Origin of the sequence: Thalassotalea crassostreae, from assembly GCF_001831495.1 — a bacterium.
GTDB lineage: Bacteria > Pseudomonadota > Gammaproteobacteria > Enterobacterales > Alteromonadaceae > Thalassotalea_A > Thalassotalea_A crassostreae.
Genome location: NZ_CP017689.1, coordinates 2,578,724 through 2,601,409, shown reverse-complemented (window position 1 = coordinate 2,601,409; position 22,686 = coordinate 2,578,724). Strand labels below are relative to the sequence as shown.

At 40.0% G+C, this 22,686-nt stretch carries 17 protein-coding genes; all 17 read left to right on the top strand.

The window, feature by feature from the left end:
• Positions 1-507 precede the first annotated feature (507 nt).
• The 17 genes from LT090_RS11145 (at position 508) to LT090_RS11065 (ending at position 22,619) form a co-directional block, all read left to right on the top strand.
• The gene (locus tag LT090_RS11145) at positions 508-2,310 is read left to right on the top strand and encodes a DEAD/DEAH box helicase (protein ID WP_068547466.1); all 1,803 of its coding nucleotides are present in this window, start codon (positions 508-510) and stop codon (positions 2,308-2,310) included.
• A 201-nt stretch (positions 2,311-2,511) separates the two neighbouring features.
• Positions 2,512-3,699 (top strand): IS4 family transposase, encoded by a 1,188-nt coding sequence (locus tag LT090_RS11140; protein WP_070795903.1) that lies wholly within the window; start codon positions 2,512-2,514, stop codon positions 3,697-3,699.
• Between the two features lie 115 nt (positions 3,700-3,814).
• Entirely contained in the window at positions 3,815-4,507 is a 693-nt protein-coding gene (locus tag LT090_RS11135) for a transposase (RefSeq protein ID WP_068546620.1), read from the top strand.
• A gap of 178 nt (positions 4,508-4,685) precedes the next feature.
• Positions 4,686-5,585: a sulfate adenylyltransferase subunit CysD gene (gene cysD, locus LT090_RS11130; RefSeq protein ID WP_068546621.1), complete on the top strand. Its 900-nt coding sequence runs from the start codon at positions 4,686-4,688 to the stop codon at positions 5,583-5,585.
• A 116-nt stretch (positions 5,586-5,701) separates the two neighbouring features.
• A complete protein-coding gene (gene cysN, locus LT090_RS11125; RefSeq protein ID WP_068546622.1) occupies positions 5,702-7,117 on the top strand; it encodes a sulfate adenylyltransferase subunit CysN in 1,416 nt (471 codons plus the stop codon).
• 348 nt (positions 7,118-7,465) lie between these two features.
• Positions 7,466-9,196 (top strand): SLC13 family permease, encoded by a 1,731-nt coding sequence (locus LT090_RS11120; protein WP_332452295.1) that lies wholly within the window; start codon positions 7,466-7,468, stop codon positions 9,194-9,196.
• A gap of 24 nt (positions 9,197-9,220) precedes the next feature.
• Positions 9,221-9,826 carry an adenylyl-sulfate kinase gene (cysC, locus tag LT090_RS16950; protein ID WP_068546623.1) on the top strand — a complete coding sequence of 202 codons (606 nt, stop codon included), beginning with the start codon at positions 9,221-9,223 and terminating at the stop codon, positions 9,824-9,826.
• 252 nt (positions 9,827-10,078) lie between these two features.
• Positions 10,079-12,142 carry a M13 family metallopeptidase gene (locus LT090_RS11110; protein WP_068546624.1) on the top strand — a complete coding sequence of 688 codons (2,064 nt, stop codon included), beginning with the start codon at positions 10,079-10,081 and terminating at the stop codon, positions 12,140-12,142.
• Positions 12,143-12,691: 549 nt separating this feature from the next.
• A complete protein-coding gene (locus LT090_RS11105) occupies positions 12,692-12,922 on the top strand; it encodes a hypothetical protein (RefSeq protein ID WP_068546625.1) in 231 nt (76 codons plus the stop codon).
• Positions 12,923-12,988: 66 nt separating this feature from the next.
• Positions 12,989-14,323, top strand: a complete 1,335-nt coding sequence (locus LT090_RS11100; protein WP_157726633.1) for a phosphoenolpyruvate carboxykinase (ATP) — start codon at positions 12,989-12,991, stop codon at positions 14,321-14,323.
• 368 nt (positions 14,324-14,691) lie between these two features.
• Positions 14,692-15,162 carry a four helix bundle protein gene (locus LT090_RS11095; RefSeq protein ID WP_068546627.1) on the top strand — a complete coding sequence of 157 codons (471 nt, stop codon included), beginning with the start codon at positions 14,692-14,694 and terminating at the stop codon, positions 15,160-15,162.
• A gap of 158 nt (positions 15,163-15,320) precedes the next feature.
• Entirely contained in the window at positions 15,321-15,935 is a 615-nt protein-coding gene (locus LT090_RS11090) for a hypothetical protein (protein WP_068546628.1), read from the top strand.
• A gap of 96 nt (positions 15,936-16,031) precedes the next feature.
• Positions 16,032-16,637 carry a hypothetical protein gene (locus LT090_RS11085; RefSeq protein WP_068546629.1) on the top strand — a complete coding sequence of 202 codons (606 nt, stop codon included), beginning with the start codon at positions 16,032-16,034 and terminating at the stop codon, positions 16,635-16,637.
• Positions 16,588-18,075, top strand: coding sequence for an O-antigen ligase family protein (locus LT090_RS11080; protein ID WP_082897177.1), 1,488 nt, complete (start codon positions 16,588-16,590; stop codon positions 18,073-18,075). The genes LT090_RS11085 and LT090_RS11080 overlap by 50 nt, the downstream gene beginning before the upstream one ends.
• Positions 18,076-18,375: 300 nt before the next feature.
• Positions 18,376-19,659, top strand: coding sequence for an outer membrane beta-barrel protein (locus tag LT090_RS11075; RefSeq protein ID WP_068546631.1), 1,284 nt, complete (start codon positions 18,376-18,378; stop codon positions 19,657-19,659).
• A 79-nt stretch (positions 19,660-19,738) separates the two neighbouring features.
• A complete protein-coding gene (locus LT090_RS11070) occupies positions 19,739-20,314 on the top strand; it encodes a polysaccharide biosynthesis/export family protein (RefSeq protein ID WP_082897178.1) in 576 nt (191 codons plus the stop codon).
• 52 nt (positions 20,315-20,366) lie between these two features.
• On the top strand, positions 20,367-22,619 hold the full coding sequence (locus tag LT090_RS11065) for a GumC family protein (protein WP_082897179.1): 2,253 nt from the start codon (positions 20,367-20,369) through the stop codon (positions 22,617-22,619).
• Positions 22,620-22,686: the final 67 nt, after the last annotated feature.

The following is a 22,686-nucleotide window of genomic DNA, read 5'->3' as shown; positions in this document are numbered from 1 at the left end:
CAGTCGATATTCGACAGCGAGATTGAGGGGATGGGCGAGTAAGTGCTGATAAAGTAATAAGTATAAGGTGTTAAATTGGTGTAAATGAACGAAAAGCCGGTAGTTTCGCTAAAAATCTTTATAAAATCGTACATTATACGCCTAAATGACCATTAATTACATATTGTTACTTGCATTAAATTTACAAAACGGTATGATGCGCTCAATTCCTGCACGGCAACAGAACTTAAGCTTTAAACATGCGTTTGCATACTTAAGCTTCTATGAATTGCCCCGCAAATGTGAGCAGGAGACTAAGAGTGGTTATTTTCGCCCGCTGACTTGCCAAGCTAAACACGATTCCTATTCGTTTAGCATAGATCACTGAGATCTCGCTATAAGTCTTGAGGTGGATAACTTTGAAATTTTTCGCAGTTATGTGCTTTAAGACAATATCTATACTATTGCAGTATTTGTAATGGATTGATTTGCCTCATTGTATTGCTCTGCCTTTTGAGAACACAATTAATGTCTGAATCAAACAATACATCGGTTACTTTTGACCAACTAGGTTTACCTGAAATTTTATTATCATCACTTAAAGCTATGGGCTTTGAGCATCCGACTCCTATTCAGGAAAAAACTATTCAACCTTTATTAAACGGTCGTCACGTTTTAGGTGAAGCGCAAACGGGTACTGGTAAAACAGCCGCGTTCGGTTTACCTGCTTTAGCAAACATCGATGTTAAACTTCGCAAGCCACAAATGATGGTATTAGCACCAACGCGCGAATTAGCGATACAGGTTGCTGAAGCATTAGAATCTTTCGCTAAAAACATGAAAGGCCTAAAAGTTGCAACACTTTACGGTGGTCAATCTTATGGTCCACAATTATCAATGTTAGAGAAAGGTGCACAAGTTGTTGTTGGTACACCGGGTCGTCTAATGGATCACCTACGTCGTAAAACGTTAAAGCTAGATGCGATTAAGTTCTGTGCTCTAGATGAAGCTGATGAAATGTTAAACATGGGTTTCTTAGAAGACATCGAATGGATCCTTGACCACTTATCAGGTGAAACACAAATGGCTTTGTTCTCAGCAACGATGCCACCAGCAATCAAGAAAATTGCGGATCGCTTCTTAACAGATGCAGAGCACGTAAAAATTGCTGCTAAGAAACAAGCAAAAGCAAACATCACACAGTTAGCTTGGAAAGTATCAGGTATTAACAAAAACACCGCGATTGAGCGTATTGTTGAAACATTCGATTTCGATGCAATGCTAATCTTCGTTCGTACTCGTAACGATACTTTAACCGTTGCTGAAATGTTAGAACGTCAAGGTTACCCTTGTGCAGCACTTAATGGTGACATGAACCAAGCACAACGTGAGCGCACTGTTGATCAACTTAAGTCAGGTAAAATTTCTATCATGGTTGCAACTGACGTTGTTGCTCGTGGTCTTGATATTCCACGTATTGACTTAGTACTTAACTACGACTTACCAGGTGATTCAGAGTCTTACGTTCACCGTATCGGTCGTACCGGTCGTGCTGGTCGTGAAGGTACGTCGATTTCATTCGTACGTCCTCGTGAAATGTACAACTTACGTCATTATGAGCGTTTAACATCAGGCACAATCAATACTTTTGAATTACCATCAGTTCAAGAACTTGGTGGCATCCGTATCGAACGTGCTCGTAAAGCATTAGTTGAACTAGCTGAAAACAAAGATTTAACCGCGATGCGTGAAATCTTAGTTAAGATGGCTGCAGATTCTGAAGTATCAATTGAAGACTTAGCGGCAGCGTTATTGTTTGAAAAACAAATCAAGCAACCGTTCCAACCAAAAGAAGATCCTCGTCCACGTCGTGAACGTGCGGATCGAGACAACCGTGAAACTCGTGGTCGTAACGACAGAGATGGTGGTCGTCGTGGCGAGCGTGCTGACCGTGGCGAGCGCAAGCAACGCAACAACTCAGCACGTCCAGATATCGATTGGCAGTCATACCGCATCGAAGTTGGACGCGAGCATGGTGCTAACCCAGGTGATATCGTAGGCGCAATCGCTAACGAAATCGCATTAGACAGTGCATACATTGGTCAAATCAAATTGGAAGATAACCACACTATCTTACAATTACCAAAAGGCATGCCAAAAGATGTGTTCGCCCAATTAAAGCAAGTACGCGTTCGTCGTCAGCAACTAGACATCTCAGTATCGGATGTGCCTGCTGAAGCATTAGCTCGTCGTCCTCGCAGTGACCGCCCTCGTAACGACCGTCCTCGCGGTGGCAACAGAGGTGACCGTTCACGCGGCAACCGTCACTAATTAAACGTGACAAACCAATACCGAAAAGGATGAGCTAAGCTCATCCTTTTTTTTCACTCAAAATAAGTAGGGTCAGATCCTGAGGTATCCCCACGAAATTTGTGATTCAAGAATTTCGTAGGAATTAAAAAATCTGGGGAACATTCATGGCTTTTGGTGATCAGATCTATCGCCAAACAAAAATAATCCCAAGAGCAAGCCATGAATGTAGACCATATATTGAATCAAACCTTATCTTTTGTCACCCCGAAAATGCACAAAGTACGTCGAAATAGCCTTAAATGTTTAATTACTAGTCTAATTCGAGGGGCTGATTTATCTGTCACGAATTTAGGGCGCAACATACTTAGCGAAACATCTGAAAAACACCAAATCAAACGAAGTGATAGACTTTGTAGTAATGTTCACTTACATGCCGAAATTCCTAGCATATACGAGACACTAACTCGCAAACTTGTTGGGACGCAAAAGCATCCTGTCATCCTGGTGGATTGGTCAGATTTAGATGCGCGCCAAGAAAATTTCTTAATACGCGCTGCGATAGCAGTTAACGGTCGGTCGTTAACTTTATATGAAGAAGTTCATCCCCAATCAAGCAAAGAAAAACCTAAGGTTCATAAAGACTTTATGATGGTTTTGAAAAATATGCTGCCCTCAACTTGTCGGCCAATTATTGTTACAGATGCCGGATTCAGAACGCCCTGGTTTAATATGATTCAATCACTGAATTGGGATTATGTTGGCAGAATGAGAAACCGTACATTCTGTAAACAAGATAAAGATTGGCTCCCAGTTAAAGCGTTATACAAGCTTGCAACGACGCGCCCTAAATCGCTTGGTCGTTTTGATGTGGCTCGTTGCAATCCAATAACATGTAACTTCGTAATATTTAAATCTCGAAATAAAGGGCGAAAAGATCTTGTTGCAAAAGGTAATAGGCGTCGTCGAAGTGGCAAATCAAAAGCCAATGCGAAACGAGAGCGAGAGCCTTGGTTACTCACAACGTCACTGTGTTCAAAACAGCTAGGTTTTGCTAAAAAAGTAGTTAAAATCTACACCACTAGAATGCAAATAGAAGAGAGCTTTCGTGATGTAAAAACCGGTCTTAATATGAATGTATGTAATAGTCGAAAAAGGCTGCGAATACTAGTACTGCTTGTTATCGCACTTATAGCGCAGTATATTCTAATGCTCATTGGTATGGCTTTAGTTATACAAGGGAAAAACCGTCAATACCAGGCTAATAGTGTTAAATCCAGAGCCGTATTATCATATCAATTCATCGCACTAAGAGCCGTAAGGAACTTAAGGTTTTGTATTGAAAAAGAAGAGTGGAAAAGTGCAATTAAGCAGCTCAATAAATTTATGTTGGAGCCGCTTAATGTTTAACTATAAATTCGTGGGGATCCGTCAGGGTCAGATCACACTTTTATTCATAAATATTCATTAACCTTTTTCTCAAATAACATCTAAAATAAAGTGAGTTACAGTAAAAGGAATTACTATGGTCAGAAAATTAAGGATAGCACCTACAAATTATCCGCAGCATATATACAATCGAGGCAACAACAAATCCATTTGTTTTATAGATGCCAGCGACTTCAAAGCATTTGCAGCATTTTTAAAAAAATATACCAATCAATTTGATGTTCAACTGCATGCGTGGGTATTTATGACAAATCATTTTCATTTGTTGGCCACTCCACAAACGGAAAACGCAATTAGTAAGATGATGCAAGGACTTGGTCGTGACTATGCACAATACTTTAATTTTAAATACAATCGGACAGGGACTCTTTGGGAAGGACGATTCAATTCCTGTCTTGTCGACTCAGAAAGCTATTTATTGCAGTTATACAAATATATTGAGCATAATCCGGTGAGAGCTGGAATGGTTTCCAATGCTGCTGACTATTCATGGTCTAGCTATCAAATAAATGGTTTAGGTAAAGAGTCCACATTAGTATGTTTTCATGAGTATTACCTAAGTTTAGGCACAACCAAATTGTCTCGATTAAAGGCCTATAATCAATTTCTTGAGCAGCCTTTAACTGAATTTGAATTAAACAACATTAGGCAATGTGTTAAGTCGGGAAATACTTTAGGAAGTAATAAATTTAAACAAAGATTATCAAAACTATGCGGATGTGAATTAGAGCCTAAGAAGATCGGACGGCCGAATAAAAATAAATTGTGATCTGACCCTACTTTATTCCTACTTTATTTTGACACCAGTATTTAAAAACTTTCTTTATATGTAATAACAATTTAGCAGGTTGTTTAATTATAAACTATTATAGAAAGAGGAATTTGGGTGTGGCATAATTATCACCCTCTAAAAATAACATTAACTCATTCTAACTAATTGGTTGCCAATGAATTTAACACATTTAAAACAGCTTGAAGCTGAATCTATTCACATCATTCGTGAGGTTGCTGCTGAATTTGATAACCCGGTAATGCTTTACTCAGTAGGTAAAGATTCTGCGGTTATGTTGCACTTAACAATGAAAGCCTTTTTCCCTGCTAAACCACCATTTCCTTTAATGCACGTAGATACAACGTGGAAGTTTAAAGAAATGATCGCGTTTCGCGATATCGCAGCGAAGAAATATGGCATGGACTTAATCGTTCATACGAATGAAGAAGGTCGTGCGGCTGGTATGAATCCGTTTGATCACGGTAGTGCTAAATTTACCGACGTGATGAAAACTCAGGGTTTAAAACAAGCCCTAGACAAACATCAGTTTGATGCAGCTTTTGGTGGTGCACGTCGTGACGAAGAGAAGTCTCGTGCCAAAGAACGTGTTTATTCATTCCGCGATAAGAACCATCGTTGGGATCCAAAAAGCCAACGTCCAGAATTATGGAATGTTTACAACGGTAAGGTAAACAAGGGTGAAAGTATCCGTGTTTTCCCTCTATCAAACTGGACTGAGTTAGATATTTGGCAGTATATCCATTTAGAAAATATCGAAATCGTACCTTTATACTTATCAGCGGTTCGTCCTGTGGTTGAACGTGACGGCACGTTAATCATGGTTGATGATGATCGTATGCCTCTTAAAGAAGGCGAGAAACCAATGATGAAAAGCGTACGCTTTAGAACCCTTGGTGATTATCCTTTAACTGGTGCCGTTGAATCGGAAGCGACAACGCTGACAGAAGTTATTCAAGAAATGTTGCTTACCAAAACATCAGAACGTCAAGGACGTATGATTGACCATGACTCTTCCGGCTCGATGGAGAAGAAGAAAATGGAAGGGTACTTCTAAATAAGTCTTACACAGCGATATGAAATCGAAAGTGACATAGACAAAAATTAGAAAGATTTAAAAAGAATAATTCAAGCAATGGTGATAATACACATCACCTTGTGAAAGGAAACAAAATGAGCATTGAACAAGCTTTATTAGAAAACGATATCGATGAATATTTAAAAGTTCATGAAAACAAAGACATGCTGCGCTTTTTAACCTGTGGTAATGTTGATGACGGTAAATCTACCTTAATTGGTCGTTTATTACATGACTCAAAATTAATTTTTGAAGATCATATGGATGCGATCAAATCAGATTCTAAAAAATTCAACACCACAGACGGTGAATTCGACTTAGCGTTACTAGTTGATGGTCTGCAATCAGAGCGTGAGCAAGGCATTACCATTGATGTAGCTTACCGTTATTTCGCCACTGAAAAGCGTAAGTTTATTATTGCTGACTGTCCTGGTCACGAGCAATACACACGTAACATGGCAACCGGTGCGTCAAACTGTGATTTAGCAATTTTGATGATCGATGCTCGTTACGGCGTTCAAACTCAAACCAAACGTCACAGCTATATCGCGTCATTGTTAGGCATTAAGCATTTAATTGTTGCGGTAAATAAAATGGACTTGGTTGATTATAGCCAAGAAGATTACCGTAGAATCAAAGAAGAATACCGTGATTTTGCAAGTGCATTGAATGTACCAGATATCCGTTTTGTACCAATCTCAGCGCTGAAAGGCGATAACGTTGTTAATCGTTCAGAAGCGATGGACTGGTATCCAGGTGCTACGTTAATGGGCCTATTAGATACGGTTAAAATTGACGAAGATAAAAACCTTGAAGACTTCCGTCTTCCTGTTCAATACGTTACTCGTCCTAACTTAGATTTTCGCGGCTTTTGCGGCACTATTAGCGGTGGTGTAATAAACGTAGGCGATGTAATTACGGCACAACCTTCAGGCAAAACGTCGTCGGTTAAAGCGATTGTTACCGCGGACGGTGAATTAGAATCGGCACAAGTTGGTCAAGCGATCACGCTAACATTAAACGATGAAATTGATATTTCTCGTGGTGATGTCATTGTACGTTCTAATAAACTGGCAACTATCACTGACAAATTCGAAGCAACGATTGTTTGGATGAGTGAAGCGGCATTACAACCAGGTAAAGAATACGAGTTAAAAATCGGCTCTAAAAATACCTATGGCCGCATTGACAACATCAACTACCGCATTGACGTAAATAGCCTTGATCACATCCAAGAAGATGAGATGAAGCTAAACGAAATCGCTTCTTGTAACATTTCAACCAATGGCCCAGTGGTTATTGATGCATATGAGCAAGTTGAAGGTACAGGTTCATTTGTGATCATTGACCGTTTAACCAACATCACTGTTGGTGCCGGTATGATCAGCAAAACCTATATTGAAGGCGACGGCAATGAACCTGAAGTGGTTCGCCAATACAGCAAGACTGAAGTGGAGTTAAACGCGTTTATTCGTAAGAACTTCCCTGAGTGGGGCTGTAAGCCAGTTTAACCGCTCGCCCGATAATAAAGGGCGCAAAGGGCGCAAAGGGCGTAAAAGGCATAAAGTGCGTGAATGTTTGAGCTAGCATTACAATTAGAGCACAAATAGAATTTTAATAGAGGCGAGGTAACTCGCCTTTCTTTTTGCCGCTACTGAATTTGTCGCTAACGAAATTCACGTGAGTCTTATTGCGTTTAAACAGTTCGCCATAAATTAGAAAATACATTAAACATTGCCGCAGAAATATTCTTGGTATATGTTTATAAATAATTAAAAAATAACAGTTTTCATCAACCTTTGTGCTGTGAATATGAAAAAAACAACTCAAAATGATGATAACAATAAAAAGGTTTCTCCATGCTGAGCATTGATCAATGGGCGATGTTAGCAATATTCTTGCTTACGTTTGCCGGATTAGTGAAGTATCAAAACAGTCCTGAACGCGTATTTGCTGCGGCAACTATGGCGTGTCTAACCTTATCTTTTGTAACCACTGAACAAATTTTTCAAAACGCCATTAACCCTGGCTTATTAACCCTAATATTATTGATTAACTGTTCTTTTTCGTTTGAACGTACCAGTTTTTTACGGGTTGTTGCCAGTTCATTGATCACCAAATCAGTGAGCGCGTCATACATTAAAACCTTATTCACTACTGCATTTGCTTCGGCAATATTAAATAACACTGCGGTAGTAGCAACGCTTATCTCACCGATTAAAAACAATAAGTTTATTAACCCCGGACGCTTATTATTACCGCTGTCTTATGCGGCGATTTTAGGTGGTACGTTAACACTTGTTGGTACGTCAACGAATTTAATCGTTAACTCGATGTTGATTGAACGCGGCATTCCTGGACTACAGTTTTTCGATTTTACCCTCATTGGTTTAGCGGCCATGGGCGCCTGTATGGTCGTATTATTTTTACGCATTAGTACCTTACCTAAAATCGTTGCTAACCCAAAAGATGACAAGCATTATTTTGTTGAAGCGCGGGTCACTGAAGATTCAAAATTAATTGGTCGAACGATTGAAGAAAATGGTCTGCGCTCAATGGATTCATTGTTCTTGGTAGAAATTATTCGTCACGGCCATTTGATCTCTCCTGTGACTCCGGAGGAATTTATTCAGCCGGGCGATAAACTTATTTTCACCGGAGACATTTCAAAAGTATTTGTATTGCAGCAATTTGACGGTTTACAGCTTTTTGCTGAACAAGATGGTTTACTGCGCGATAACTTAACGCAAGTATTAATCAAACCTGGCTCAGCAATAATCGGAATGACGTTAAAGCAAGCCGGTTTTCGAGCTCGTTTTGATGCCGCAGTTGTTGCCATACGTCGTGAAGGCTCTACCCTGTCTGGTAAACTCGGCGAGTTAATATTGCAATCCGGAGACTTTTTAGTACTCGCGGTCGGTAACGATTTCTCGACTCGTACTAACTTAACCAAAAACTTCTTTATTCTAAGCGGTGTTGAAACCGAAGATATGTTGTCGGGCTGGCGCGATAAATTTACCCTTGTCGGCTTTTTAGCCACCATTTCAACCTCAGTGTTTTTCGAAATACCATTGGTCAAATGTTTATTATTCTATATCGCTGCGCTATTTGCCTTTAACTGTTTGACCATTAATGAAATTAAACGTCGATTCCCATTAGAGATATGGCTGATAGTAGTTAGCGCATTGACGCTAGCAACAGCACTGGAAAACACCGGAGTGTCCTTTGTTATTGCCGATTACGTGCATGGATTTTTAGAAGATAAGAGCGCGATGATTGCGTTTGTGATGGTGTTTTTTATTACCCTGATATTAACTGAAATCATTACCAACAACGCAGCGGCGGCATTGATCTTCCCAATAGCCTATAATATTGCTATTGGCTTAGGCGTTAATCCATTGCCATTTATTATGGCGGTAGCATTTGGAGCGAGCGGCAGCTTTATTAGCCCTTATGGTTACCAAACCAATGTCATGGTATTTAACGCCGGTAATTATAAATTAATGGATTTTGTGAAAGTAGGTGTACCGGTATCAATTACCTATAGCGCTGTAGTGCTTTACATGATCCCACTGATATTCCCATTTTAGACTGATAACAATAGTGAAATTAAAATGAAAACTGAAAATACTGTTTGGCACATGCATCAAGTTACTAAGCAAGAGCGTAGTGAGCTTAAAAACCAAAAATCATGTTTATTATGGTATACCGGCTTAAGTGGCTCAGGAAAATCAACCATCGCCAATGCTGTAGATGACTTGTTGTTTAAAGAAAAATGCCATACTTATCTTCTTGATGGCGACAATGTGCGCCATGGTTTAAATGGCGATTTAGGTTTTAGTGATGAAGACCGCATCGAAAATATCCGCCGCATTAGCCAAGTTGGCAAATTATTTGTCGATTCAGGGTTGATTGTCACCACCGCGTTTATTTCACCATTTCAATCAGATCGTGACATGGCCAGAGACATGCTAGAGCAGGGCGAATTTATTGAAGTATTTATTGATACGCCAATTGAAATTTGTGAGCAACGCGACCCAAAAGGCTTGTATAAAAAAGCCCGTGCTGGTGAAATTAAAGACTTTACTGGTATCGACTCTACCTATGATGTGCCAACAAACCCTGAGATACACGTAAAAACAGCCGACTTAAGCATTGAACAATGCGCTCGCCAAATTGTTGACCATTTAAAAGCACACGGTTATATCCAACCAACCTAAAACCTAAATACTGGTGTCAGAATCCACTAAGTTTTAGAAACAATTTAGTGGATTCTGACACCAGTATTTTTTGAAAAGTGTGATCTGACCCTACTTATTGATTTATGACAGGTAGTGCAGAAATCTTTACAAAAATGATTGAAAATTTGTAACAATTCATTTTAGCTTTCAGTTAATACTAGATCTTGAGCTCAATAACGAATAATATCAGGCTCGCAAAAATATTTACGTATTAATACACGGTATAACAAAATGAAAACAATTATTGCAGGCGCAGTAGCCTCATCTCTTTTACTTTTAGCTGGTTGTAATAACTCAGCTGAATCAACAGCGACGACTGCTGTTGAAGTTCAAAAAACAACGTTAGTATCGGGTATCGATGCTTCAAACATGAATACAGAAATCCGTCCTCAAGATGATTTTTACTTATACGTTAATGGTGGTTGGTTAGATTCTAACCCTATGCCTTCTGACAAAACTGCTATCGGTTCATTTTATGACCTACGTGACAAATCTGACGCCGACGTTAAAGCTATCATCGAAGAGTTAGCGGCTACTGAAAACCTAGAAATGGGCACTGACGAGCAAAAAGTTGCTGATTTATTCAAATCTTACATGAACGTTGAAGCGTTAAATAAAGCAGGTGTTAAGCCAATTGAGCCTATCTTAGCTGAAATTGCAGCAGTTGACTCAAAAGACGCGTTAGCAACATTCATGGGTAAAGCACAAAAAATGGGTGTATCTACGCCATTAGCTTTCTATGTATACATCGATGCAAAAGACTCAAGCCGTTACACTAGCCACATCTGGCATTCAGGCTTAAGCCTTCCAGATCGTGATTACTACTTCAAAGAAGAAGAACGTTTCGTAAAAATGCGTGCGGATTACGTAGCACACGTTGAGAAAATGTTTACTTTAGCTGGCCAAGAAAACGCGGCACAAGCAGCACAAACAGTAATGGCTATCGAAACTAAGATGGCAGAGCATCACTGGACTCGTATTGAATCTCGTAACGCTGAGAAACGTTACAATAAATTCAATACTACTGACTTAAACACACTTACTGATAAGTTCAACTGGAACGCTTGGTTAACAGAGCTTGGCGCTGTAAATCACCCTGATATTATCGTAAACCAACCAAACTTTGCTGAAGCATTCGGTACTATTTTTGCTGAAACTAGCTTAGCGGATTGGAAGACTTACTACACGTGGAAAACTATCACTGGTTTCTCTTCAGTATTGTCAGAAGACATCGCTCAGGAAAGCTTTGAGTTTTACGGTAAAAACATCAACGGTCAGCAAGAGCAAAAACCTCGCTGGCAACGTGCTGTTGGCCTGATCAACGCAAACTTAGGTGAAGTTGTTGCTAAAGTTTACGTTAAGCGTCACTTTAAGCCTGAAGCTAAAACTCGCATGGTAACCTTAGTTGAAAACCTACGCAGCGCTTACGGTGAGTCAATTGATTCACTAGAGTGGATGAGTGATGAAACTAAGAAAGCATCACGCGTTAAATTAGCGGCATTCACACCAAAAATTGGTTACCCAGATCAATGGCATGACCTTTCTGCGATCAACATTACTGAAGACAACATCGTTGCAAACTCAATCAGTGTTGATATGTACAGCCACAACCAAGACATCGCAAAACTTGGTGCACCTATTGCAAAATGGGAATGGGGTATGAACCCACAAACGGTTAACGCTTACTACAACCCGCTAGTAAACGAAATTGTTTTCCCAGCAGCTATCTTACAACCGCCATTTTTCAACATGGAAGCTGATGACGCTGTAAACTACGGTGGAATCGGTGCGGTTATCGGTCACGAAATGGGCCACGGTTTTGATGACCAAGGTTCTAAGTATGACCACGAAGGTAACTTAAAGAACTGGTGGACAGAGAAAGATTTAGAAGAGTTTAAAGCTCGTGCACAACAATTAGTTGTTCAGTACGACGGTTACCAAGTATTTGATGACTTAAACGTATCAGGTCAATTAACGCTGGGTGAGAACATTGGTGATCTTTCTGGTTTAACTATCGCTTACCGCGCTTACAAAAACTCACTTAACGGTGAAGAAGCGCCAATTATCGACGGTTTAACTGGCGACCAACGTTTCTTCATGGGGTACGCACAAATCTGGCGTGGCAAGCGTACAGAAAAAGCAATGCGTGAGCGTGTAGCAACTGACCCTCATTCACCAGGTCACTTCCGTGCACTAGGTTCATTGTCTAACATGAATGAATTCTACGAAGCATACGACGTGAAACCAGGTGATGCGATGTACATTGCTCCTGAGAAACGTGTAAAAATTTGGTAATACAAAACTAATTACCTTCTTTTGACTTCCTGAACTCGTTTCAGGATCTCAAGAAGGTTAGGGCAATCTGCATTCTTTCGAGTTCCTGAACTTGCTTCAGGATCTCAAAGAGGTTACAGCAACCTACATCCTTTCGACTTCCTGAACTCGTTTCAGGATCTCAAGAAGGTTAGGGCAATCTATATCCTTTCGACTTCCTGAACTCGTTTCAGGATCTCAAAGAGGTTAGGGCAACCTGCATTCTTTCGACTTCCTGAACTTGTTTCAGGATCTTAAGAAGGTTAGGGCAATCTATATCCTTTCGACTTCCTGAACTCGTTTCAGGATCTCCTCAGGATCAAAGCCACCACCAAATTATAAAAATCCCAAAGGCGACCGCTAGGTCGTCTTTTTTATTCGCTAATTAATTGAAACGAATGGTTAAACTTGCCACTCTCTTGTGTCATAACTACTAACAGGTTATTATCTCGTCAATAGGCTGAACGAAAGGTTCGGCATTAGAGTAAATCAAACACTCTTATTGAAGTTCGCAGTACTTTGGGTGACATAATGGCTAGTAATAAAGATAACGTAGAATTAAATAATGATGATAATCAAGAGTTGTCACATGAAGAAACTCGTCGTAATTTTATGAAAAAATTCGGTAAGCTTGCCGCTGTTACGCCGCTGGCTGTAACCGCTTTAATGAGCCCGAAAACCTCGGCTGCACCTAAATCATGTAAACCTCAGCAGAACAATAAGCACTGCAAGGCTGAACCTGCATCTAAAAACAGTTTTTAACCGCTAATGTTCTAGTAACACCTAAATTTATCTATTCTTAACCGACTAATCTCTAATCGGTAATATATGTCCTTAATTAACATCCCCCTCAATTGTGATTTTCTTTCTCTCTATATCGAGAATGAAAAGGGCATGGTGTTTCATCACCGCAAACAAAGTTTATATCAGTTACCGTCAATATCAGTGGCATTCGTTCTCGCTATTGATGAAGGTCTTACTGAACAACGTGCGATAAGCGACATTAAACAACAAAGCAATTTAACCGAAACTCAGTTGCGAAGCTTTTATATCGAAGTGAAACAATTGTTTGTTAGCGATGAAGAATCGATAAGTTATCTTGATGGACGGTATCCCGAACTTAAACAAGAGCTTAAACAAGAGCTTAAACAAGAGCTTAAACAAGAGCAAGAACCAGAACAGCCAAGCGATACTATAGAAACCAAAAAGCCAGCCGTTAATTTATTAGAAGATGCCTTAGCTGAAATCAGTCGCTTCGCTAAACCAGGCGCATTTGTTTGCCAAGTTGCCAACACTAAGTTTGCCATTAGCAGCAATTGCACAAAATTTATTAATGAAGTAAAAGCGCTTTTAAAACCAATAGAACAGTCAAACGGAAAGCCAACGTCAAAGCAAACTCTTTCAGAAGACATTGAAATAGACTTTGAACTTGATGTCGATCTTAACGACGACGAATTCTTTGTTTTCTCCAATGACCATTTGATTGCCCAAGACTTACGCTTTGACGAAATTATGCCCGAGCTAATCGATCGCATGCAGATATTGGCATTTCAAAGTACCGACTACTATTTTTGCTACCATGGCGCTGCTGTGCAAACCGAGCAGGGCACATTGCTTATACCGGGTAAGTCAGGAGCAGGAAAGTCTACGCTTTGCGCAGAGCTGACGAACGCAAAAGCGCCGTTATATTCTGACGAAATCATCGCCCTTGATAAGCACTTTAACTTGTTGTGTTTGAACCTTCCGATGGCAATTAAAAGCGGCAGTTGGCAACATCTTGCAAATCAATATCCTGAGCTAGAAAGCGCCAGTATCTTTAAACGCCTTGATGGTCGAAAACTAAAATATGTGTGGCCGGAAAAGTTCGCCTTTAATCAATCGATAAAACAGCCTATCACCAGCAACAAGGTACTTTTAGTCAACCCTAAATTTGTTCAAGCTAACCAAACGTTAACGGATACTCATAAGGCCGCGGATGCAAAACGATTGACCATAATCGATACCCTAGCCATGCTTAGTGAAAGCGGTTATCAAATTGGTGTTGAAATGGATAAAGAAAAATTAGACTTATTGATCAACTTCTTATTGGATATTCATCGATTCGAATTAACCTATCAAAGCAGTGAGCAGGCCAAGGTTGGGCTCGCCAAACTTTGGTCGTGATTAGCTCTGATAATACCCGCAATATTTGAACGCTTCATTGTTCGACTTATCATTCGACCATTCCACAAAGTTAATGGCAAAAAAGAACGAGCAAAATAAGTAGGGTCAGATCGTACTTTTTGCTCCCACGTTTTGGCAGCACTGTTTTGTCATTATTGACCTGTATAAACCCCTGCCTATAATTTTAATTACTTTAATTACTTTAATTACTTTAATTACTTTAATTACTTTAATTACTGAACGGTCTGTGAAAACTATGATCTGACCCTACTTATAAGCCCTACATACTGCTGCGGCCCATTTATTTATCTCGAAAAACCAAATTTATCGGCTAAACTTTAGAAGTACATTTTAAAAAGGACTTTAATATGAATACTTCAAATAATCACTCCAACCAAGCTGAACCTCAAACCAATCACGCTGCAGACAATCAATCAAATAGCCATACCGTTAACCCCGCTAACAGCAACCCACAGTTAGCTTATGAAAATCTCGATTTGTGGAATAAGAGCTGCGACTTAACTTTGACCATTTACCCGGTGATCATGCAATTACAAGATTGTATGTTTAAACAACAAATCAGTTTAGCCTTGTTGGCAATTCCGGCAAAGATTGGCGCGGGACAAGAGTTTTACTTTTATCGAGAGCGATACCCTTACCTAATTGAAGCCAAAGCTGCTTTGGCAAAATTTAAAACGCTATTATTTATTGGCATTAAATTAGACTTTTTTACTGAGCAGCAAGCCAATCCATGGCTCGAGCTATCGACGCAAGTGGCAAAAATGCTCTGGGGTTATAGCAAATATAATCAAGAGCAAAATGATGGCGGTGCCAAATAGTCGCGAAAATAGTAAACGTTAAAATATTGCCTGATAAGTTAACACATTGTAAATAAACGCCTTCAGGCAATTAACACTATAAAAATCGTTAAATTAAGGTTATTATCGTCAACTAATGGTTAAAATTAATTCGAATCGGAACAGAACTGGAAAGTAATATGAAACGTAAAAGTGCAGCACTTATATTACCTTTATTCTTCGCATCATCAATATTGGCGGTTTCGTCTTTTAAAGATGATTCGTCGCTGTTTTCTGGTTCCGGTAATTTTCTTGCTGATAGTGATATTAGTAGTGATGCTGATATGGCAGCAAATGACACTGACAGCGAAGAAATCGCCAGCAGCGAGCAATATACCACTGATTCTGATGTACTAATTTATGAGTCTAAAGAAGATAAACGTAAGCTCAAGCAGCAAAAACGAGAGCTTGATGCTGAGCTCAAAGCAAAGCTAACGAAACAGTTAAATGAAGAAGCGTTATTAGCGTTAGAAAAACAGTTAGCTGAAAAGGGCAGACCGGTAACCGCACAAGATAAAGCGCAAGTTGAAGTCGTGCAGGCGGAACAACAACCTGAACTGAAGCAAGCTGACGTTATCGACACTTTAGAGCCAGAAAATGCTGATCAAGAGTTAGCGATGTTAAACACTGCACAGCAATTAGAAAACCAACGCCGCGCGTTAAACCTAGCGCCGCCAATTCCACCCGGAACACTTGGTGGTGGTAATGGAAATGGCGGCCCCGGCGCTGGCCAATTTACCGCATCGTCAAATTAAAGGTTTCGCGCATATAGTGTAAACAGCCTTGAGCAGTAAACAGCCATGAGCAGTAAACAGCCTTGAGCATAACGATTATTTAACCTGAGAGTATTAATGAAACGTATTACCATAGCTATCATTATTTTACTGCTGATGTTTGGCTCAGGTGCAGCCATTAACAACTTTAAAGGCAGTGACGCTCAGTTTGAAACCACTTTAAACTCTCACCTTAACTCTCAACAAGACTTAATAGTTCCAGTCATAGAAAATGAAATAGCCATAGAAAATGAAACTGTTGTTGAAGCAGAAATAGCTGAGCAAGAAATTGCTGGCCAGTTAGCCATGAACGAACTCGCCGTTGAAGAGCCAGCTGTTGAAGAACTGGCTGTTGATGAGCTCGCAGTTGACGAAATAGTCATCGACGACAAAAACTCAATTGAATACCAATTAGAAAAAGAAAAACGCAAGCAAGAAAAACTCAAACAACAATTAGCTGAAAACAAACAACCAGCGGTTAGCGAAAAAGAAGCTGAAACGCTCATCAACCCAGCGTTAAATCCAAAACAACAAATAGACTCTGTAGAGTTAACTGCAAACCAGCAACTTGCCAATCAACGCAAAGCATTAGACTTAGCGCCGCCGATCCCGCCAGGAACATTAGGTGGTGGCAATGGCAATGGCGGACCAGGTGCGGGCCAACAAACGGCGTCGTCTAATTAAGCAAATGCAGCACAACCATTCCCGCAAAAAAATTCAAAACAATAGATTAAGCACTATCACCTTTGGTGCTTTTTTATTGTTGTTGTTTTGGTTACCTATACCGTTAGGCTCAAACCGACCGTGGGCATGGGCGATCATGGAAGTTGCCAGCTTTGCAATTTTTGCAATGACGATCTTGAGCTATTCATTATCGTATATTCGACAGTCATTAGGACTCTATTGGCCAATCGTTATTGGTTTGGGCGTGTTTGTACTGTTTCAATTGATTCAAATAACGCCATTACCAGCGCCAATGATCAAACTGCTAAGCTCGAACATCTACTATTTAAAAAGCCAGTACATCAATGTGTCAGCTGATGCGTGGATGAGTTTGTCTTTAGATCAAGTACAATCACAAATCGCCACACTAAAAGGCCTTAGTTATTATTTATTAATGTTGTCTTGTTTGGTGTTGGTCAACAATTTTAACCGCTTAAAATTATTACTTATCTCTATTATTGTTATTGGCACTTGGCAAGCATTTTACGGCAGCTTAATGGCGTTAAGCGGCAGTGAAAAGTCGTTCGTATTAGGCCTTAACAATAGCTCTGCTGCAAACGGCAGCTTCGTTTATAAAAACCATTTTGCCAATTACATTATGATGTCACTGTCTGTTGGTATGGGTTATTTAGTGGCGACGTTAAACAAAGATAGATTGCGCTCAGGTCGTGATCATATTGCCAATGCCCTTAGAATGTTGATTTCGGGTAAAGCGGCGTTGCGTATTGCCTTAGCCATTATGGTTATTGCACTGGTGATATCTCGCTCGAGAATGGGCAATACCGCCTTTTTTGTTGCGCTGTCGATTGCTGGTGTGATGGCGCTTTGGTTAATGCGCGATAAAAGCCGAAGCTTACTGTTTTTACTGCTCAGCATCTTTGTGGTCGACACCATTATTTTGGGTGCCTACTTTGGTATCGATAAGGTGAAAACGCGCATCGAAAATACATCAATTGCTAATGAAGCGCGGGTTGATGTCAACGAGTACAGTGTTGAACTAGTGCAGTTGTTTCCCGAAACCGGCACCGGCGGTGGCAGTTATTACAGCATTTTTGAAACGGTCAAAGGACAAGACGTTAAAGCCTTCTTTGACCATGCACATAACGATTATCTGCAATTTGCCATTGAATATGGCATTCCCGCTTCTATCTGGTTACTTATTGTGGTGCTAATCACCTTAGTGCATGCAATACGAGCAATGAAGCATCGTAATAGTCGAATATTGCAAGGTGTCGGCTTTGCATCGACCATGGCAATATTAGGCATGTTAATGCACATGAGTGTAGATTTTAATTTGCAGGCACCGGCGAATGCGATGTTGTTCCATATGATAATTGCCCTTGCTTGGATTTCCCACTCTGGCCTTAAGTCAAAAAACTACGTTGAAGACCTATCCTAAAAGCGACACAAAGCGCCTTTGAAATTGTCAAAGAAAGCCTGTGAGAATAGGGTGAAGTTTCGTTAAACCCTTTGTTTTTAAACACTTGTACAATAGTTTAAATGTAAAAAAAATGATCTGGAGACTGTTTTTTAAACGCTTGCTAGGTTATGCTAGGCAAGTATAAAAATAATTAAAATTCGCACGCCAAAAGCAAACGTTAAAAGCTACGTTTATAGTAATGTTAAAAGCAAACACTAATAACACCTGCTAATAAGTGCGAAAAGCTAATAATAATATTTTTCAGGGTTTAGAGCGTTAATGAAGTATCGCCGCGGTATAGCCAGTTTACAACCAGCGAGTTTAAGTTCAAGTAACTTAGTTTTAGCAGCAAGCTTTTTGCTGTGCCTTGCCGCACCTGTAAAATATGCCAACGCATTAGATCCGCATACGTTTAAGTTTGCCGAGTTCGATGCCACCCCGATGTTAAAAGCAACTCAGACTTTTGATGATAACTACTTAGATGTTGAAAACAGTGAACAAGACACTTGGATCACCCGCATCACCCCAAGCATTGCATTAAGTCGCAGCAGTGAGCTAAATAAACTGCAACTTAATTACCAATTTTCTAATGTCACTTTTTACGATGATAGCGATGACAGCTATCTCGACCATAAACTAGATTTTATTGGTGCGTTTGATTTAGGCTCGCGCCACCGCCTTAATACGCAAGTCGGCTATTCATATGGCCATGAAGAACGTGGTAAAGGCTTTTCAATTGGTTTTGGTCCGTTACTGACTGAACCTAGTACGTTTGAACAAACTAAAATAGACTCCGAATACGTTTACGGCTCTAAACAAGCCATTATGAATATTGGCTTTAAATACCAATGGCTAAAAATGCGTTGGGGTAGTGTTTATGATAACGATCTTGAGCCTGGTATTTTACCTGAATCACCGGGATTAGATTACACCGCTAATCGCGAACATGATGCGCACACCATTGGCAGTAATATTTACTATAACCTTGGCGCGTTCACTAAAGCGACATTTAATATTGCGCACACCAACGTGGAATATCAAAATCAACGGGCATCTGAGCCAACATTAGATAGCAGCAGTTTCTCTATGTTTGCAGGTTTTGAATGGCAAGGAAGTGCGTTAACTACTGGTTACGCTAAAATGGGGTACTCAAACAAAGACTTTGATGCCGGTAATCGCGAAGATACCAGCGGTTTGCGCTGGCAAGTTGGGGTGCTATGGACGCCACTTACTTACTCAAATTTCGACTTTTCGACATCGCGTGAAGTATCGGAAACCAAAGGCCAGGGCAGTTTTATTGAAAACACCAACTACAATCTTGCATGGCACCATCAATGGTTAAATCGCCTTGCAACAAAACTTTCATTTACCCAAAGTGATGATGACTACGGTGACAGTATTCGAGAAGATGAAAACACCATCATTTCTGCGACGGCTTATTATAAAATGCTTCGCAACGTCGAATTTTCAGCGTCAATAATTAATTCAGAAAGACAAAGTAATGTAAGTGTTTTAGAATACCAAGGTAACAGTTTTGAAGTAGGTCTAACGCTGTCGTTTTAGACGCTTGTTTGAACACCTGTTAAAACGTCTATTGTTACCAACAGAACTTATCGATACATAACTGAGTAATCGTTTATAAATGACTAGACTAGATTCTTTTTTTCATCAAATTTCAAAGGCTAGAGTGTTCATTGCTCTGTCATTTATGACGCTGCTTTTTTCAACTGTTTTTATCGCTAAGCAAGCCAATGCTGCACAAGCCTATCAACTCGATTCTGGTGATACTATCAGCATTAGCGTATTTGGCGAGCCAGATTTACAAAAAGAAATTATCATCAACAATCGTGGCAGCATTAATTTTCCGTTTTTAGGGGAAATTAGCGTCAAAGGACTTACTTTAAGCGAGCTTGAAGTTAAAATTGTTGATGGCTTAAAACCTGACTACTTTATCAACCCGAATGTATCAGTGGTGATCAAACAATATCGCCCGTTTTTCATTAAAGGTCAGGTTAAATCGTCTGGCGCCTACCCATATCAGCCGGGACTTACGGTTGATAAAGCGGTGGTATTAGCTGGCGGTTTTACCGAGCGCGCATCGAGGGATAAAATATTTATTATTCGTGCCAAGGATGCCAGCAAAAAGTCGGTCAACGTTGCTATCGATGCGGAAGTGTTTCCCGGGGACATAATAACGGTGAAGCAGAGCTTCTTTTAATATCAGTTAAAAATTCGCTAAGCAAAAGCCAAGCAAAACTAATTAAACTTAAATGAGTACAAACGCTATTAATACCAACAATAAACAAACATCAAATAAATCACTCGCCTATTCCGATGATATGCAAGATTATGACGATATTGATTTTGGTCAACTGTTTAAGGTTGTTTTTCGCCGTCGTTGGGCCATTATCGCTTTAGCGATTGTCGCTGGCTTAATTGCGACGATTTATGCGTATTCATTAACACCAATTTATTCAACTTCGGCAACCCTATATCTTGAAACTGAAAACTCTAAAGTGGTAAGCCTTGATGATGTTTATAATGATGGAGGTGGTCATCAGGAATATTTTTATACACAACTTGAAATTATTCGCTCTAAGCCGATTGCTGAGCGCGTAGTTGAAAAACTTAAACTCGATCGTCACCCAATATTTAGCATTAATAAAAAAGATTATTTGATGGCGAACCCGGAGTTAATTTCGCTTTCAGACGAAGAGTTACAAAAACAAATTAGTACCATTGAATTTCACCGTGCCGTTGGTTATGTCTATGGTGGTATTGGCGCAAGTGGCATTAAAGATACGCAATTGGCGTCGATTTCTTTTACTTCGCCTCATCCTGAATTAACCGCTATGATCGCCAACGCAGCAGCGCAAGCGTATATCGACAATCATATGGATGTAAACCTTCAGCGCATTGAAAAATCGGCAACCTGGTTAAACTCATCGTTAGCTGGTTTAAAAGAAAAACTTGAACTATCGGAAGAGCGATTACAAGCGTTTCAAGAGCAAGAGTCGATTGTCGATGTAAATGGCGTTAAAAGCTTTAATGCCATTGAGCTTGAAAACTTAGCCCAAGAACTAGTGAATGCTAAAAGCGAGTTAAAAGATGTTCAGCTTGTATATAACATTATCAACGAGCATCAAAAAGACGTAGAGCAATTAGCAAACCTGCCTGATATTTTAAGCCATCCTGCGGTTAAAGAAGCTAACGCGCAAAGACGCGATGCCGAAGAAACGCTCGACGAGCTTGGTTTAACCTATGGTGTTAAGCACCCTAAAATAATTGCCGCTAAGGCCGATTTGCGCCGAGAAAATGCCAACGTTAATAAAAACATTAATCGTTTAGTCTCAAACATAGGTAATGAGTACCGTAAAGCACAAAAACAAGTGGCACAAATCAATCAATCGATTGAACAAGCAAAAGACGATTACCAAAAACTTGCTCGAGTTGATAACCGCCGCCGCGAGTTAAGACAAGAAGTAGAAACCAATAAAAACCTCTACGATTCATTCTTCACAAAACTTAATGAAACCAGCCAGCTCGAAGGCTTTGAAGTATCGGCTGGCCGTGTTATCGAAAAAGCAGAAGTACCTTATGGGCCGTTTAAGCCAAATAAGAAACTGATCATTGTTATCGCGGTAATGTTTGCTGTTGCCGTTGGCGTTGGCGCGACGTTATTGCTTGAAGCCGTTAATAGCACAGTGAGAACACTTGATGACGTTGAAATGAAATTGCATCAAAACTTGCTCGGCATTGTGCCTATGGTGACCAAGCAACAAAGTGGTGAAGGCGAAACATTGCTGCCTGGTAAGCAAAAAAACAAAAAGCAGCCGCTTAATATCAGACACTATTTTGACGGTGAAGATCACAGTTTTTCTGAATCAATTAGAACCTTACGAACAAGCTTATTGTTGCTGAACTTTGAAGATACCAACCAAGTGGTCAGTATTACTTCTACCATTCCAGGTGAAGGTAAAACCATGGTTTCAACCAATTTGGCATTTGCGTTAAGTCAGCTTGATAAAACAATATTGATTGATACCGATATGCGCAGGCCTTCCGTTGCTAAAAACTTTGAGTTATCAATGAATACGCCTGGCCTTTCTAATCTTATTGCCGGTACCCACAAGTTAGAAGAATGCATCCACACTGATAAAGAAACCGGTCTAGATGTGATTTGTGCAGGTACACTGCCGCCAAACCCACAAGAGCTATTAGCAAGTAATCGCTTTAAAGAGTTAATCAAAAACTTAAAGCAAAGCTATACACGCATCGTCATCGATACCGCGCCAATACAAGCCGTAAGTGATGGAATGATCGTCGCTCGTCACGCCGACAGCTTGCTGTATGTGGTCAAAGCTGAAGATACAAAAGAAAAACTGGTAAAGACCGGCATCAAACGTTTGATCCAATCTGGGGTTAAAATAGACGGCGTTGTACTTAACCACGTCGACCTCGCCAAAGCCCAAGAATACGAAGAGTTCCATGGATACTATGACCAATATGGCTATAACTCGTAAGCTAAAAATAAGTAGGGTCAGATCACACTTTAATGAAAAGTGTGATCTGACCCTACTTATTTGTGCT